Annotated in this window: 18 protein-coding genes; 10 read left to right on the forward strand and 8 right to left on the reverse strand. The window is 62.0% G+C overall.

Features of this window, described 5'->3' with window-relative positions; genetic code table 11:
- Positions 1 to 92 precede the first annotated feature (92 nt).
- The 3 genes from RO009_19450 (at position 93) to purB (ending at position 2,869) form a co-directional block, all read left to right on the forward strand.
- Positions 93 to 485, forward strand: coding sequence for a DUF930 domain-containing protein (locus RO009_19450; protein MDT3687210.1), 393 nt, complete (start codon positions 93 to 95; stop codon positions 483 to 485).
- Positions 486 to 511: 26 nt separating this feature from the next.
- The gene (locus tag RO009_19455; GenBank protein ID MDT3687211.1) at positions 512 to 1,282 is read left to right on the forward strand and encodes a DUF2259 domain-containing protein; all 771 of its coding nucleotides are present in this window, start codon (positions 512 to 514) and stop codon (positions 1,280 to 1,282) included.
- 273 nt (positions 1,283 to 1,555) lie between these two features.
- Positions 1,556 to 2,869 carry an adenylosuccinate lyase gene (gene purB / locus RO009_19460; protein ID MDT3687212.1) on the forward strand — a complete coding sequence of 438 codons (1,314 nt, stop codon included), beginning with the start codon at positions 1,556 to 1,558 and terminating at the stop codon, positions 2,867 to 2,869.
- 46 nt (positions 2,870 to 2,915) lie between these two features.
- On the opposite strand, the gene RO009_19465 is transcribed toward purB, so the two are convergent.
- The 4 genes from RO009_19465 to RO009_19480 form a co-directional block, all read right to left on the reverse strand.
- Positions 2,916 to 3,317 carry a DUF4168 domain-containing protein gene (locus RO009_19465; GenBank protein ID MDT3687213.1) on the reverse strand — a complete coding sequence of 134 codons (402 nt, stop codon included), beginning with the start codon at positions 3,315 to 3,317 and terminating at the stop codon, positions 2,916 to 2,918.
- A 188-nt stretch (positions 3,318 to 3,505) separates the two neighbouring features.
- A complete protein-coding gene (locus tag RO009_19470) occupies positions 3,506 to 3,796 on the reverse strand; it encodes a hypothetical protein (protein MDT3687214.1) in 291 nt (96 codons plus the stop codon).
- A 186-nt stretch (positions 3,797 to 3,982) separates the two neighbouring features.
- Positions 3,983 to 4,375 carry a hypothetical protein gene (locus RO009_19475; GenBank protein ID MDT3687215.1) on the reverse strand — a complete coding sequence of 131 codons (393 nt, stop codon included), beginning with the start codon at positions 4,373 to 4,375 and terminating at the stop codon, positions 3,983 to 3,985.
- A gap of 86 nt (positions 4,376 to 4,461) precedes the next feature.
- Positions 4,462 to 5,109 carry a pyridoxamine 5'-phosphate oxidase family protein gene (locus RO009_19480; protein MDT3687216.1) on the reverse strand — a complete coding sequence of 216 codons (648 nt, stop codon included), beginning with the start codon at positions 5,107 to 5,109 and terminating at the stop codon, positions 4,462 to 4,464.
- 77 nt (positions 5,110 to 5,186) lie between these two features.
- Here RO009_19480 and RO009_19485 point away from each other — a divergent pair, with 77 nt between their 5' ends.
- From RO009_19485 to RO009_19495, 3 genes are all read left to right on the forward strand, one after another.
- Positions 5,187 to 5,720 carry an AprI/Inh family metalloprotease inhibitor gene (locus RO009_19485; protein MDT3687217.1) on the forward strand — a complete coding sequence of 178 codons (534 nt, stop codon included), beginning with the start codon at positions 5,187 to 5,189 and terminating at the stop codon, positions 5,718 to 5,720.
- Between the two features lie 59 nt (positions 5,721 to 5,779).
- Positions 5,780 to 6,364, forward strand: coding sequence for a carboxymuconolactone decarboxylase family protein (locus tag RO009_19490; protein ID MDT3687218.1), 585 nt, complete (start codon positions 5,780 to 5,782; stop codon positions 6,362 to 6,364).
- Between the two features lie 335 nt (positions 6,365 to 6,699).
- The gene (locus RO009_19495) at positions 6,700 to 7,044 is read left to right on the forward strand and encodes a hypothetical protein (GenBank protein ID MDT3687219.1); all 345 of its coding nucleotides are present in this window, start codon (positions 6,700 to 6,702) and stop codon (positions 7,042 to 7,044) included.
- On the opposite strand, the gene RO009_19500 is transcribed toward RO009_19495, so the two are convergent.
- The 4 genes from RO009_19500 to RO009_19515 all read right to left on the reverse strand — a co-directional run bounded on the left by RO009_19500 (position 7,022) and on the right by RO009_19515 (position 10,405).
- Positions 7,022 to 7,330 carry a septal ring lytic transglycosylase RlpA family protein gene (locus RO009_19500; GenBank protein ID MDT3687220.1) on the reverse strand — a complete coding sequence of 103 codons (309 nt, stop codon included), beginning with the start codon at positions 7,328 to 7,330 and terminating at the stop codon, positions 7,022 to 7,024. The genes RO009_19495 and RO009_19500 overlap by 23 nt on opposite strands.
- Before the next feature lie 208 nt (positions 7,331 to 7,538).
- Positions 7,539 to 8,426 carry a hypothetical protein gene (locus RO009_19505; GenBank protein MDT3687221.1) on the reverse strand — a complete coding sequence of 296 codons (888 nt, stop codon included), beginning with the start codon at positions 8,424 to 8,426 and terminating at the stop codon, positions 7,539 to 7,541.
- Positions 8,427 to 8,609: 183 nt separating this feature from the next.
- Positions 8,610 to 9,194 carry a protein-S-isoprenylcysteine O-methyltransferase gene (locus tag RO009_19510; GenBank protein MDT3687222.1) on the reverse strand — a complete coding sequence of 195 codons (585 nt, stop codon included), beginning with the start codon at positions 9,192 to 9,194 and terminating at the stop codon, positions 8,610 to 8,612.
- Positions 9,195 to 9,205: 11 nt separating this feature from the next.
- Positions 9,206 to 10,405 carry a hypothetical protein gene (locus tag RO009_19515; GenBank protein ID MDT3687223.1) on the reverse strand — a complete coding sequence of 400 codons (1,200 nt, stop codon included), beginning with the start codon at positions 10,403 to 10,405 and terminating at the stop codon, positions 9,206 to 9,208.
- Positions 10,406 to 10,657: 252 nt separating this feature from the next.
- Between RO009_19515 and RO009_19520 the strand changes: the two genes are divergently transcribed.
- The 4 genes from RO009_19520 to RO009_19535 all read left to right on the forward strand — a co-directional run bounded on the left by RO009_19520 (position 10,658) and on the right by RO009_19535 (position 13,947).
- On the forward strand, positions 10,658 to 10,939 hold the full coding sequence (locus RO009_19520; GenBank protein ID MDT3687224.1) for an acyl carrier protein: 282 nt from the start codon (positions 10,658 to 10,660) through the stop codon (positions 10,937 to 10,939).
- A 62-nt stretch (positions 10,940 to 11,001) separates the two neighbouring features.
- A complete protein-coding gene (locus RO009_19525) occupies positions 11,002 to 11,472 on the forward strand; it encodes a beta-hydroxyacyl-ACP dehydratase (GenBank protein ID MDT3687225.1) in 471 nt (156 codons plus the stop codon).
- On the forward strand, positions 11,469 to 12,659 hold the full coding sequence (locus RO009_19530; GenBank protein MDT3687226.1) for a beta-ketoacyl-ACP synthase: 1,191 nt from the start codon (positions 11,469 to 11,471) through the stop codon (positions 12,657 to 12,659). Before RO009_19525 ends, RO009_19530 begins: the two co-directional genes overlap by 4 nt.
- A gap of 7 nt (positions 12,660 to 12,666) precedes the next feature.
- Positions 12,667 to 13,947 carry a beta-ketoacyl-ACP synthase gene (locus RO009_19535; GenBank protein MDT3687227.1) on the forward strand — a complete coding sequence of 427 codons (1,281 nt, stop codon included), beginning with the start codon at positions 12,667 to 12,669 and terminating at the stop codon, positions 13,945 to 13,947.
- The last annotated feature ends 104 nt before the right edge of the window (positions 13,948 to 14,051 follow it).

Here is a 14,051-nt window from a genome sequence, read left to right on the forward strand (position 1 = left end):
GAAACAGCCGCCCGATCTGATCCGCGGCGCCTCACTTCAAATCGCGGCCTCTGCATGCTAGTGAACCGCGAGTTCCACAGCCCCGATTCAGCATGAAAACAGAACATCTTGCAGCGCTGATTATGTTTGCGCTCGCTCCCGGCTATGCCCAGGCAGAGACCTCCCGCTTCGACCGCAGCCTTCTTCATCTCGATCCGATGACGCGGCTGGAACAGGTCTGCGCGATTGAAACCATGGCGCGCGTAAACCGCGACGACAATCCGTACAAGCCCGATCGCGCCGTCATTTATGCCGTATCAAAGCCGAATCTCGTCGGCGACACCGTGGCCGGCAATGGCGGGGCATTTCGCAGCAAGGGAAAATGGTATCAATATTCCTTCGTCTGCAAGACGACGCCAAACCACATGAAGGTCTCTTCGTTCAGCTATAAAATTGGAAAAGAGATTCCCCAGAATATGTGGGACGCTTACGGACTGTATCGTTGATGTTCTCTCCTTCCGGAGTGCGTAACATGTGCCGTGTCAGCGTTTACGCGCTCGCCGCTTTCATGGCGCTGGGCGGCGCCGCGCAGGCGGGCGATGCCGCTGCGCGGCGCTTCATCGGCTTCTCACCGGACGGGCGGTTCTTCGCCTTCGAGCAATACAGCATGATTTACGACGAGGCCGCGGCGTTCTCGGAATATGTGATCATCGATACCGAAAAGAACCGCTTCGTGCCCGGCGCGCCGGTGCGCGTCTTCATCCGCGACGAGGCTGACGGGCTGGATGAGGAGAAGGCGCGCGCCGACGCGGAAAAGAAGGCAAAGCCGCTGCTGGACAAATTCAAGGTCAGCGAGCCCGGCAGCTACGTCGCCGGCCAGCCGTCGATGGATCTCGACGAGATCGGCGTCTACCAGATGGAGCCGAAACCGCTGGCGAAGACACTGGACGTGCCGCTGCCCGGCGGGCGCAAGGCGCGGCTCGCGGCCTCAAGCCACCCGCTCGGCACCGCCGTGTGCGAAGGCTTTGGCGGCCGCGGACGGGCCGGCCGGGCGAAAGTGGCCGGGCTGAAGCTGACCCTCAGCCTCGACGGCTCAGCGCCCGTCATCCTGCAACAGGACAACGCCCTGCCGAAAAGCCGCCGCTGCGCCGCGAATTACGGGATCGCCGAGGCCTATCTGCATGCGGCAGAGGACGGGACGATCACCCTCGCCGCCCTGATCGAATATGCCGACAATGACGGCTACCATGCCGGGCCGAACCGGCGCTTCATGGCTGTGACCAAGCGGCTGGCGAAGCTTTAACACTCATGGTGCCGCCCCGCCCCTGTCGGGCTTGACCGACATGGGTATTGATGAGCGCAAGTCGGCCAAAGCCGACTTGCGGGGCGCAGCGTCTCGACCCGCCACCGATCTCGGGTTTACCCAAGATCGGATTTAGGGTGACGCTAGTCGGTCGCGGCCGACTTGCGGTGCTGCACGCCTTCGGCGGGCTGATGAGGACAAGTGGATAAACTCTGTTTTGCGACGCGAGGCTGGCTCTGCTAGAGCGCACTCATTCGGAGAAAGAACAACCGCATGATTCCCCGTTATTCCCGCCCCGAAATGGCCGCCATCTGGTCGCCCGAGCAGCGTTTCCGCATCTGGTTCGAGATCGAGGCGCATGCGACCGAGGCGCTGGCGGAGCTGGGCGTGGTGCCGAAAGAGGCCGCCCGCATCGTCCGCGAAAAAGGCCAGGCCGCGACCTTCAACGTCGCGCGGATCGAGGAGATCGAGGCCGAGGTCAAGCACGACGTCATCGCCTTCCTCACCCATCTCGCTGAAATCGTCGGACCTGAAGCCCGCTTCGTGCACCAGGGCATGACCTCCTCCGACGTGCTCGACACCTGCCTGAACGTACAGCTCGTGCAGGCCGCCGACATCCTGATCGCCGATGTGGACAAGCTTCTGGCCGCGCTGAAGAAGCGCGCCTTCGAGCACAAGCTGACGCCGACCATCGGCCGCTCGCACGGCATCCACGCGGAACCCGTAACTTTCGGGCTGAAGATGGTGCAGGCCTATGCGGAATTCTCACGCGCGCGCGAGCGCCTGGTCGCGGCGCGCAAGGAGGTGGCGACCTGTGCGATCTCCGGCGCGGTCGGCACCTTCGCGCAGATCGACCCGCGCGTGGAGGCTCACGTCGCCAAAGCGATGGGTCTGGAGGTGGAGCCGGTTTCGACGCAGGTGATCCCGCGCGACCGGCACGCAATGTATTTCGCAACGCTCGGCGTCGTCGCCTCCTCGATGGAGCGGCTGGCGATCGAGATCCGACATCTGCAGCGCACCGAGGTGCTGGAGGCGGAAGAGTATTTCTCGCCGGGCCAGAAAGGCTCTTCGGCGATGCCGCACAAGCGAAATCCGGTGCTAACGGAAAATCTCACCGGCCTCGCCCGCATGGTGCGCGCCTATGCGCTGCCGGCGATGGAGAATGTCGCGCTTTGGCATGAACGCGACATCTCGCATTCGTCGGTGGAACGCATGATCGGACCGGACGCGACCGTGACGCTGGATTTCGCGCTCAATCGTCTGGCCGGCGTGATCGACAAGCTCGTCGTCTATCCGGAGAACATGCTGAAGAATCTCGACCGCCTCGGCGGCCTCGTACATTCGCAGCGCGTCTTGATCGCGCTGACGCAGAAGGGCGTCGCGCGCGAAGAAGCCTATCGTATCGTGCAGGACAATGCGATGAAGGTCTGGCGCGGCGAAGGCGACTTCCTTACCTTCCTGAAGAACGATCCGCGCGTGACGGCGAAAATGTCAGCCACGGAGATCGAAGAGAATTTCGATCTCGGCTATCACTTCAAGCACGTGGATACGATCTTCCAGCGCGTGTTCGGTACGGCTACTGCCTAACAGAAAAAGCCCCGCGGATCATTCCGCGGGGCTTTTTTCACGTCTACTATTTCGTCTTCACCCGGCTCAGGATTTTCTGCCGCACCTGCGGATCGTTCTGCGCCACCTGGATGATCGAGTTGTATTCCTCAACCGACAGGCCCTGATCGGTGACGGCCTTGGAGAGCGCCGTATTCGCTTCCTTGGTGATGCGCTCCTGATCGGCGGCGGGCGCGGAGGTCAGCTGCTTCTCATAGTTGCGCTTCAGGTCGGTGACCTTTTCAAGCGCGGCCGCTGCGGCATCCAACTTCTGATCCGGAATGTTGGACGGCTGCGCCTGCGGCTGGGTCTGCGCGGGCGCATTCGGCGCCGGAGATTGGGCGAAAGCGGCTGACGCAAGAACAAGCGCCGCCGCCGAAAGACCTGCGACCGCAAGGCGGCGGGCATTCATTGCCGAAAGTGACTGCATATTGCTCTCCTTCATGCGCTGAAACATCCGTTCCCCGCATTCGCATGTCATTGGGTCCGTTGACGCAGCGCTGGCTGCGTCAAAAACCATGATGGGCAATTTGTCGCGGCGAGATGTGTGGAAAGTATGGACTGAAGGCGCTCACACTGCGACAAGATCGCGCCGCGACAATGGCTTTGCCACTGCGATCAGTGTTCCGTTCCGAGAACAACCACCACATCAGTCACTTCAGGCCGATGCGGCGCCAGGCTCGTGTGATTCGCGTCGCTCCAGCTCGCAAGTTTCACCACTTTCCCCGACTGAACGCCTGTTTCCGTCGGCTCGACCGGCTCGACGATGTGAAGTCCGTTGCCGTCCAGAAAGAAAGTGTGATCCCCGAACATGTTGTTGAGCTGTGGAATGGCGGGATGCGTCTCCGGAATGGTCTCTGCATCGAACTGGCTGACCGTCCGTTTCACGAGTTCGCTTGTCAGTTTCATATGCATTCCTTTCGATTGGGCTGTGCCCTTCGATTGGATTACGCAACGCAAGCGTAGCGTCACGCCGCGACCGCTTCCCGATCGCGTAGCCGGCACATGGGGTGATCGGTCAAGCGATCAAGGATTTTTTCCAACTTTTCCTGCCGGCGAAATTTGAGGCTATGAGGGGAACCGCAGCGGCGGGAATCAAGCTTCTTGAATAAAGACGAGCCGGTCGGGCCGTGTCACGAAGCGGCCGACAATCACGCGCTCCATGCGGCCCGACACAAGTTCGATGTCGACCGTGAATTCGCAGATATGGCCGCCGCTTTCCGCCCCCGGCCGGCACGCGCGCTTGCGGAAGGAGGCGATCCTGAACCGGTCAAAGCCCCTGTCGCGGATCGCCGCAACCGCCGCAGGCCCGCCCGTTTCGGCGGCAAAATCGAGGGCGTTGCGTACCTGCCGCGTCAGGATCTCCTCAAAGGCGAGACGCATCTGCATCTCGCTCGGCTCGCCGCCGGTGGCGGCCGGCGCGGCGACGCTCAGCGCGGCAAGCAGGCCCGCCAGCAGCAGACAGAAAACAAGACAGACCGCGCGCATCGCCACCCTCGTCGCCCCGTGCAGGCCGGGGCATGTCGAAGGTACCAAAAGACCTTTGCGGTACGGTGTTATGGATCGCTCTAATTTTACCGATCCAACCCGTGTTCCTGAGCGGCGTCTGACTGGTGGCCGATCTGGCCTGCCGGCGCGCGCGGGTGCACCACATCCTTGAAATCGGCAAATCCCTTCCAGGCCGGCTCAAGCGGCGCGCAATCCGGCCTCGGGATGTAGTCGGAGGACGACATCATCTGCATGTTCGGGATGTAGCGTGGGCAATTCGGGAAGATCGCGCGCGCCGTCACCCGCACCATGAGCTGCGCGCCGACCGTATCCGCCAGCAGCGGGTCATCCCGGCTGATCAGGGCGGTGCCGTTGACGCGCAGGCGCTTCGGCTTGTCATGCATGGCGATGAACAGCAGACCGACATTGGGATTGACCAGCACATTGCCCAGGCTCTTGAACATGCCGTTGCCATCGTAGTCGGGAAAGGCAAGCTCGGACGGCCCGGTCACACGCACGAAACCGGGCGGGCCGCCCTTGAACGAGCAATCGGGGCGTCCTTCCGCATCGGCCGTCGCAAGGAAGAAGTATTGAACGCCTTCGAGATACAGCTTGTCGTCGGCGGTAAAGGCCGTGCGCGTCAGCTTTTCTTCAAGACGATCGGAGATGCGGCGCGACGCGAATTCGTCCTGCAGCTGCCGGTTTCCCTCGTGAAACATGATGGAGTGCGACATGACAAAGCCTCATGGGTCCAACTGCTTGCCTCTCCGCCTATTCTGCCGCAAATTGCCGTGCTGCTGCAGGGGGGACCATGACGAAAACCGCATTCACCGCGGGAGCTGCAATATTGCTCGCAGCGACAACCGGGATGGCTCAGACGTCGGGCACCACAACCCAATCCAAGACCACAACGACCACCACCAAATGGCAAAGCCCCGATGGCACCCGGGGCGGATCGAGCGCGACCACCCATACCAACACGCAGTCGAAAAGCGTGACCATCGGCACATCCGCCCCGCCGCGACCGCACAATTCCGGATGGCACAGTCCGCAGCGTCCTTCCGCTGGAACCCCGTTTGCCGGCGGCTGGAGCATGGTCGTGGGCAAAGGCCGCCCCTGCGTCCTGACGCTCTACGCCGGGTTCAGCCCGGAGGGAGGTGGCGCCACCACGAGCGGCTGCGCGTCTGCCGACCTGCAGGCAATTGGCAACTGGGTGATGCAGGGCGGGCATACATTGACGCTGACCAAAGGCCTGGTCTCGACCGTGGCCACGCTCACACGTAGCGGGCCAGGGCGATTCCAGGGAATGACCAAAGCCGGCGAACCCATCACCGTGTGGCGCTAGCGCCCACCAGGTGCTCATGAGCAAAATGAAAAGTGCAAAAAAAGAACACAAAGACAAGAATGAAGAAAACTTCCAAGGTCACGCTGAAGCCGCGCCTGAAGGAGATTCCCGAATCCGAGATGACGCCGAAGCAACGTGAGGTCATGGCGGAAATCCAGGCCTCCCGCGGCCGCGCCACGTTGGGCGGGCCGTTCGGGGTCATGCTGCACGCACCTGAATATGGCGACCTGGCGCAGAAGCTCGGCGCCTTCTGCCGCTACAAGACGGCGGTGCCCCCGCGCCTGTCCGAATTCACCATCCTGGTGATCGGGCGCATCTGGCGCTCGCAATATGAATTCTGGATACATGCGCCGATTGCCGAAAAAGCCGGCGTGCCAAAACAGACCATCGCCGATCTGCGCGCGGGGCGGCGGCCGAAAAAGCTGAGCAAGGACGAGCGCGCGATCTACGATTTCGTGGAAGAGCTGCACAGGACGCGGCGGGTCTCGAACAGAACATACAGCAAGGTGCACGCTTTGTTCGGCGACGCCGGCATGGTCGAATTCGCCGGCATCCTTGGCTATTACACGCTGGTTGCAATGTCGCTGAACGTCTTCAACGTGCCGATCCCGGCCGGCGAAGCTTTGCCCTTCCGCGAGAAATAGTGTGCGCTATTCAGAGGCTGGATTAAGCTGCAGGTCCTGCAGCGCATCCGTGACGCGCCCGTCGCGATAAAGGCCGCCAGCCGCCTATTCCGGTTCGGCGAGAGTTTCACAACCTCTCCGCGTGCCGGAATCCGCGTGAGCGCCGCATGTCCCGGCCCGGCAGGGCTGGCATCAAGGCTGAGATGCAGATGAACTTTCCAGCCCGCAGGCACATTGCTTCGCGCAGCGTGGAATAGCCGTTACCGCCAACATGCGGCAAACAACGAAACGTCAGCGATTCGGCGTTCGCGTGCGGATCGGTTATAATGGCGTTTCGTTATCCGTCAGGATCGCCAATGCCTGATCGCTCCTCCGATTCCGACCATCGTGTGATCGTCTTTCCGCGCCAGTCCGCGCGCAATACGGCCGCGGGACAGCGGTTGCAGGAATCCTCTCCGGTCGGAGATTTGCGGAAATTCGAACAGACGCAAGAAGCCGACGATTACCGTCACCGCATGATGGTCAATATCGCGGCGGCTGCCGTTACGCTGCTGCTGATGATTGCGGGACTCTGGCTCGCCGACGCGCTGTCGTCGATGCGCAAAGATCAGGATTGTGTTCTGTCCGGCCGGCGCGGCTGCACACCTGTTGACGCGCCTGTGCAGCCGCGCGGCGAGATCAGTTCACCACTGCAACGCTGACCGGCGCCAGTCCGGAGAAAGACAATGCGGACGCCGCTTGCGGGGTCAGATCGATGATGCGTCCCTTGATGAAAGGACCGCGATCGTTGATGCGCACGACAACAGATTTGCCGTTGCGCTTGTTGGTGACCTTCACGCGCGTCCCAAACGGCAATGTCCGATGCGCAGCGGTGAGACCATGTTTGCTTGCGCGTTCTCCGCTTGCGGTCTTGCTGCCATGATAAGCATAAACTGAAGCAATTCCGGTCTGCGACTTGCCGGTATCCGCCGTTGCGGCGGAGAACATGAAAGGCAGGGCCAAGATGGCAATTGCTTTCACGCTGATCGGATGAGCGATCATTCAGTGTGTCCCCTAACTGCGTTGAAGAATGAAGCCGCTAGGTTCTGAATCGTTCCATTTCGCGGCGTAATCGGGGATTTGTTCGGGCGTGAATATGAAAAAGGCCGGCGCGGAAGCCCGCGCCGGCACAATGAAAAGTAATTATTGCTGCGTATCAGTGACGCAATTGCACTTTTTCATCTGGCTTTTGCGCAGGCGTCGTGCCTGTCACCGCGGGCGACGATGACGAGATGTCGCTCGCCGGGGTGGCGCTCGCCGAACGCGAACTCGACTCCGCCGATCCTGAATTACCGGATGGTGCGGCTGCAGGCGCGGCAGTCGGCGCCGTGCTCGGCGCGGATGCCGGCGCAGCCGCGGGGCGAGGTTTGGGCGCGTCGGGTGCAGCCGTGCGCGTTCCGCCACCGCGGCCAACGATGCCAACGATCTTGTTGATCACCATGCTGTGCAGCCTCGCCGACTTGTCGATGTCGGTATGGCCATAGCCCTGCCCGCTCACATCGATATTCGCCAATTCGCCGCGGAAACCATGGCCGCGCTTCATGTAGGCGTAATCGCGCTGCGTGAGATTCATCACCCGCTGCACATTCGAGCTGGCCGCGAACGACCCGGTGCCGTCGAACGGCACGATCAGCGCCACCGGCACGCCCTTCTTGCCGAGATACTCGCCCATGAACATCACGGCGTCGGCGCCGAGCGAATGACCGACCAGGATGATCGCGCCCCTGTTGCCGGCCTTGTATTTCGCCGCGATCTGATCAGAGAGAGATTCCCATTCGGAGTGATTGTGCACCGAAGTGCGGATGCCACGCGCTTCGAGCTTCTGCGCCAGATCATCCATGCCCAGCGAAAAGATGTTGAGCAGGCCGCGCAGCAGATAGACATGCGACTGGCTGCTGACCGCGTTCCGCTTCTGCGAACTCGCGACCGACGCGGTGCGCTTTTCTGGTGCGGCGATGTCCTGACCGAAAACTGGCGCGATGCCGCCGAAAACAAGACTAGCCGCCACTGCCCAGATGGCCGGCGAATGTACGATCCTGATCATCGTCCGCCCAAGCTCCGCAATATTTTCAACTCAAATCAGGACCGGCCCGAACACCAGGCCCCCATGCACGCGATTTACAACGCGTTTGGCGGGAAAGGCCAGCGTGGCCCCAGAATTTTACCTGGAAGCCGGACCGGTGTTGCCTGATTGCAACGAATAGATCAGGAACTTGTGAATATGCCGCTAATAGAGCCAGGGAATGAGGCGCGCGGTACGGCCCATATAGGCGCGGTATTGATCCCCGAAGGCATCGATCATCATCTGCTCTTCGCGGCCGACCCGGAACCCAAACAGGATGGCAAAGCCGACAAGACCGGCCGGCCCGGCGATCCAGTTCGGCAGCAGGAAAAGTTGCGCCAGACCCCATAGAAAGAATGCCGAATACATGGGATGGCGGACGTAGCGGTAGAGGCCTTCGGTTACCAGCGTATGGGTTTCGCGCACCTGCAGAGAATCAGACCAGTTCCGCCCGAGCTCGCGGTGCACGCGGTAAAAGAGGGCAAGCGACAGCGCCATGATCACGGCGCCGATGACGGCGAGCACCGGCTGGAAGGGATAATCGGCGAAGCGCGGAAAGCCAGTGAAGGCATAGACAAACGGAATGACGCCAAGCCCGAGGAAATTGGACAGAAGCAGCAGCTTTTCCCGTGTCGTCCGCTGGCTCTTCGACACCGGCGTTTTCCATGACCGCCGCTGATGCGGCCAGCGGATGATGAACCAGGCAATCGCACCGGCGATCAGAATGGTCTTGGCAATCAACGGAGTCATTGTCGGCGGCCTTATTGTGTCGGTTGCGCGGTATCGTCCAGAGCGCCGTCCGCGGAAAAGACGATCACCCGCTCGGGATGATCGGCGCGGGTCTGCAGCCGGAACGGGCCGCAGCAGACCATGAAGTAATCGTAGAAGTACCGCTTGTCGTTACCCATCACGAGCTGGCGGTGCAGCCGGAAGAAATTGCCCTTGAAGCGGCGATAGGTCTCCGGCTTGAGCATGTCGCGCACATGCACACGGCGGATCGTCGGCCGCCCGGTATCCGGCAAACGCAGCGCCTGCAGCGGGTTCACCTTGTAGAAGCTGATGATGTCAACCATCGTCTGGTATTCGACCCAGAACACGGCCGCATTCTGCGACACCCGTGCGACCGCCTCCTTCAGCCAGGCCGCCGCCGGATGAAGCGCGATCTTTAGCAGCGAGGAGCCGGTGGAGAGGACGCTCAGTTTCTCTCCGCCAGCACCAAATTCAGGGACCAGCCGCAACGCGCGATCGAGCACATCGGCTTTCAGGGCGCAGCCGAGGCTGTGACCGGAAAAGACGATTTCGTCGACGCCCCCTGCGCGCAGCCGCGCGGCCACGTCCTTCGCGAAAAGATCGAGGCGTTCGTCCAGGCCGGGACGCGAGCGATGCACCAGCTCGTAGGCGAACAGCCAGTCATCCAGCATATAGGGCAGCATCAGGTACCGGCCCGGCCAGACGGTCAGAAGGGCAAACACGGCCAGGGCGGCCAGCGGGACCAACATGGGCGGCAAGCCATGGCTGGTGGCATACCAAGCCAGCCCCACGCCGATCGCCGCAAAGGCCAGAAGGATCAGGATCGGGTAGAGAAAGAACAGCCCGTAACGCCAGTTGACCGCGAAATAGCGGAAGGCGGTTCCCGACCCGATGAAGTCGGCAAAGGCTCGGATGGCGCAAGGGACCCGCTCCCAGTCCGAGCGCTCGAAATCGGTGGCGACCAAGTCCCCCCACAACAGGGAGCGGTATTCGGTCTCGACGGCCCAGTTGGGCCCCCGGGTGTCCACCCGCCAGGATGCCACCGCCCCGCCCTCGGAAAGCGTCAGGTCCGAGACCGTCGAGGCGACCTGCCAGGTCTCTTGAAACCGGGCCAGCTCCCGGACGAACCGCTCATGCTGACGCTGCGGGGGAATCGGCTCGTAGCCGCCCAGAAAGAAAACGCAGCGTTTCTTGACCTCCTGAGCCGCCATGTCCCGCCCCGGCCTCCATTGATCAGGCTCTAAGGGAAATCGTGGCCAATGTACAAGCCGAAGCCGAATTCGGCTCCCGGCAGCCGGGCCGCCGTTGAACTCGCGGCTTTCCTTCGCTATAGGGGCATCCAAATCCCTCCACCGGAAGGCTTTTGCCGTTCCTCGCCGGGCTTGCACGACGGGCTTGCACGACTTGGACCCTACCGGCTACCTAAAGCTCCGTCCGGCCCCCGTGATCACCTGAGAGCGCCAATGTCCACAACGTTCGATAAAGTCGCCGATATCATTGCCGAGACCTGCGATATTCCGCGCGACACGATCACGCCGGAGAGCCACGCCATCGACGACCTGAAGATCGACAGCCTCGACTTCCTGGACATCGCCTTCGCCATAGACAAGGCCTTTGGGATCAAGCTGCCGCTCGAGCAATGGACGCAGAAGATCAATGACGGTCAGGCGACCACCGAGCAGTATTTCGTCCTGAAGAACCTCGTCGCCCGCATCGACGAACTGATCGCCGCGAAGGGTGCGTGACGCACGACGGATGACAGGATTCCGTCGCCCAGCGTTATTCGACCTGAGCCAGGCAGGCGATCATGCGGCTTGAATATTTTCAGATGCTCGACCGTTTCGTCGAGGTCAAAGCCGATGAGCGCTGGATCAAGACCGTGTCGAAGGTGCCGCTGGAAAGCCCGGTCTTTGAGGGCCATTTCCCCGGTTATCCGCTGATGCCGGGCGTCCTGCTGATCGAGAACATGGCGCAGACCTGCGGCTGGCTGGTCAGCGCGATCACGGGCTTCACCGGCCTGCCGGTGCTGGCCGGCGTGAAGGAAGCGAAAATTCGCGGTGCAGTATTTCCAGGCATGGACATCGCGACCGAAGGCAAGATCGTGCATGACGGCTCGGGCTTTGCCATCGCCGACGGCAAGATTTCCTCCGGCGATACCGCGATCGCCGATGCGCGTCTGACCTACCGCATCATCCCCTATCCAAGCCCGGAATTTCAGAACACCATGGTCACCTGGGCCAAGCAGCTCGATTTCCCGCTGCAGGAATTCAAAAAGTGAGCGATCGGCGCGACGTCTGGATCACCGGTATCGGCATTGTCTCAGCCCTCGGTGAGGGCCTGGAGCAGCATTGGTCGCGCCTGAATGCGGGCGGCGAGCCGACCTATGATGACAAAACCTTTGCGCCCTACATCACTTTCCCGGTGCCGCCGCTCAATCTCGACAGCCAGATCCCGAAGAAGGGCGACCAGCGCCAGATGGAAGCCTGGCAGCGAATCGGCGTCTATGCCGCTGGTCTCGCGCTGACGGACGCCGGCGTCGCCAAGAATACCGACATCCTTGACAAGATGGACATGATCGTCGCGGCCGGCGGAGGCGAACGCGATGTCGCAGTGGATTCGGCGATCCTCACCGACGTGCGCAAGGCGGAAAAGCCCGAGGCCTTCGTCAACGAACGGCTGATGAGCGATCTGCGCCCCACTCTCTTTCTCGCGCAATTGCCCAACCTGCTGGCCGGCAACATCTCGCTGGTGCATGGCGTGGTCGGCTCCTCGCGCACCTTCATGGGCGAGGAATCCTCCGGCGTCGATGCTTTGCGCGTCGCGCACGCGCGCATCGCCGCGGGCCAGAGCGAGATCAGCCTGGTCGGCGGCGCCTATAACGGCACCCGCTGGGACCTCGTGCTTCTGTTCAAGCTCGGCACCCCGCTCCTGGAAGGTCCGTTCAAGCCGGTCTGGGACCGTGGCCCCAATGGGGCGATTGCATTGGCCGCCATGGGCGCCTTTGTCGTGCTCGAGAGCCGCGAGCATGCCGAAAAACGAGGCGCCAAGCCGATTGCGAAACTGACCTCGGTCTTGTCCAGCCGCAACCTGCGCACGCCCGGCGATGCCGAGACGACATTGCGCGATGAATGGAATGAAATCGCCGGCCGGGTCAAAAAGGACGCTGCCGTCGTGATTTCCGGCGCGTCCGGCGCGGAACCTGCGACAGCGGAAGAACGCAAGGTTTTATCCGAGATCGGGCTTCCGGTGCGGGCAACGGCCACCCATATCGGGAACGGGATGGAGGCGCAGTTTCTCGCCAATATCGCACTGGGTTGCCAGGCTCTTCGCTCGGGAACACTCTTTCCGGCGTCCGGCAGCGGCGATGTCGGTGAGGCGCCTGCGCATGGCATCCGCCAGGCGCTGGTGACCAGCGTCGGACATTGGCGCGGCGAAGGCCTCGCCCTGGTTGAACGGATCGATTGAGGACCACATGGCTGAGCATCGTGACAAGAAAAGCCGCCCCATCGTTGCGATCACCGGCATGGGCATCGTCACCCCGCTCGGCACCGGCAAAACCGACAACTGGAAGAAGCTGACCGCCGGCGAATCCGGCATTCGCACCATCACCCGCTTCGCGACCGACGGGTTGCGCACCACCATCGCCGGCGCGGTCGATCATGTCTTCGAAGACGGCATGACGTCGTCGCATCTGTCGCAGAAGCTGGCGCTGCTCGCCGGCAATGAGGCGATCGAGGAATCCGCGATCGGCAGCAAAGGCAATTTTCCGGGGCCACTCTTTCTCGCCTTCCCGCCAATCGAAATCGAATGGTCGCAACGCTTTGCCATTGCCGCCGCCTCGGGAGCGAATGACAAGATCGAATACAGCGACCTCGTGCGCGCGGCGCAGAATCCGCAATTCAGTTCGTTCTACGAGGCGTCGAAATACGGCGTCGTTCCCGAATATCTGGCGCAGCATTTCGGCACCAAGGGCTCGCCGATCTCGCTGACCACCGCCTGCGCGTCGGGTGCGACCGCAATCCAGCTCGGCCTTGAGGCGATCCAGCGTGGCGAATGCGACGCCGCGCTCGCGATCGGCGCCGACGGTTCGATCACCGCGGAATCGGTCGTGCGCTTCTCGCTCCTCTCCGCGCTGTCGACCAATAATGCTTCGCCGCAAGGCGCCTCGCGTCCCTTCTCCAAGAACCGCGACGGCTTCGTGCTGGCGGAAGGCGCAGCGGCGCTGGTTCTTGAAAACTATGATCATGCCCTCGCGCGCGGCGCGAAAATCCTCGGTGTGGTCGAAGGCGTCGGCGAGAAAGCGGACAACTTCCACCGCACCCGCTCAAGCCCGGACGGCAAGCCGGTGATCTCCTGCATGCGCAATGCGCTGGCCGATGCCGGCGTAACGCCGGAGGATGTCGACTACATCAACGCGCACGGCACCTCGACGCCGGAGAATGATCGGATGGAATATCACGGCGTCTCGACCGTGTTCGGCGAGCGGCTCAAGGACATTCCGATCTCCTCGAACAAGTCGATGATCGGCCACACGCTGACCGCAGCCGGCGCGATCGAGGCCGTGGTCTCGGCGCTGACCATTCTCAACCAGCGCATTCCGCCGACCATCAATTACGAAATCCCCGATCCCGCGATCCCGCTCGACGTCGTGCCGAACAAGGCACGCGACGCCAAGGTGCGCCGGGTGATCTCGAACTCGTTCGGCTTCGGAGGGCAGAACACCTGCCTGGTGTTGACCGGCGAGCCGGCGTAAGGCGTCTCATCAAAACATCCGTCATGGCCGGGCTTTGTCCCGGCCATTCACGTCTTAAAGGTCGGAATTTGCATCCAATACGTGGATGCCCGACCCAAGGGTTA

The sequence above is a fragment of the Pseudorhodoplanes sp. genome (assembly GCA_032027085.1).
Taxonomy (GTDB): domain Bacteria; phylum Pseudomonadota; class Alphaproteobacteria; order Rhizobiales; family Xanthobacteraceae; genus Pseudorhodoplanes.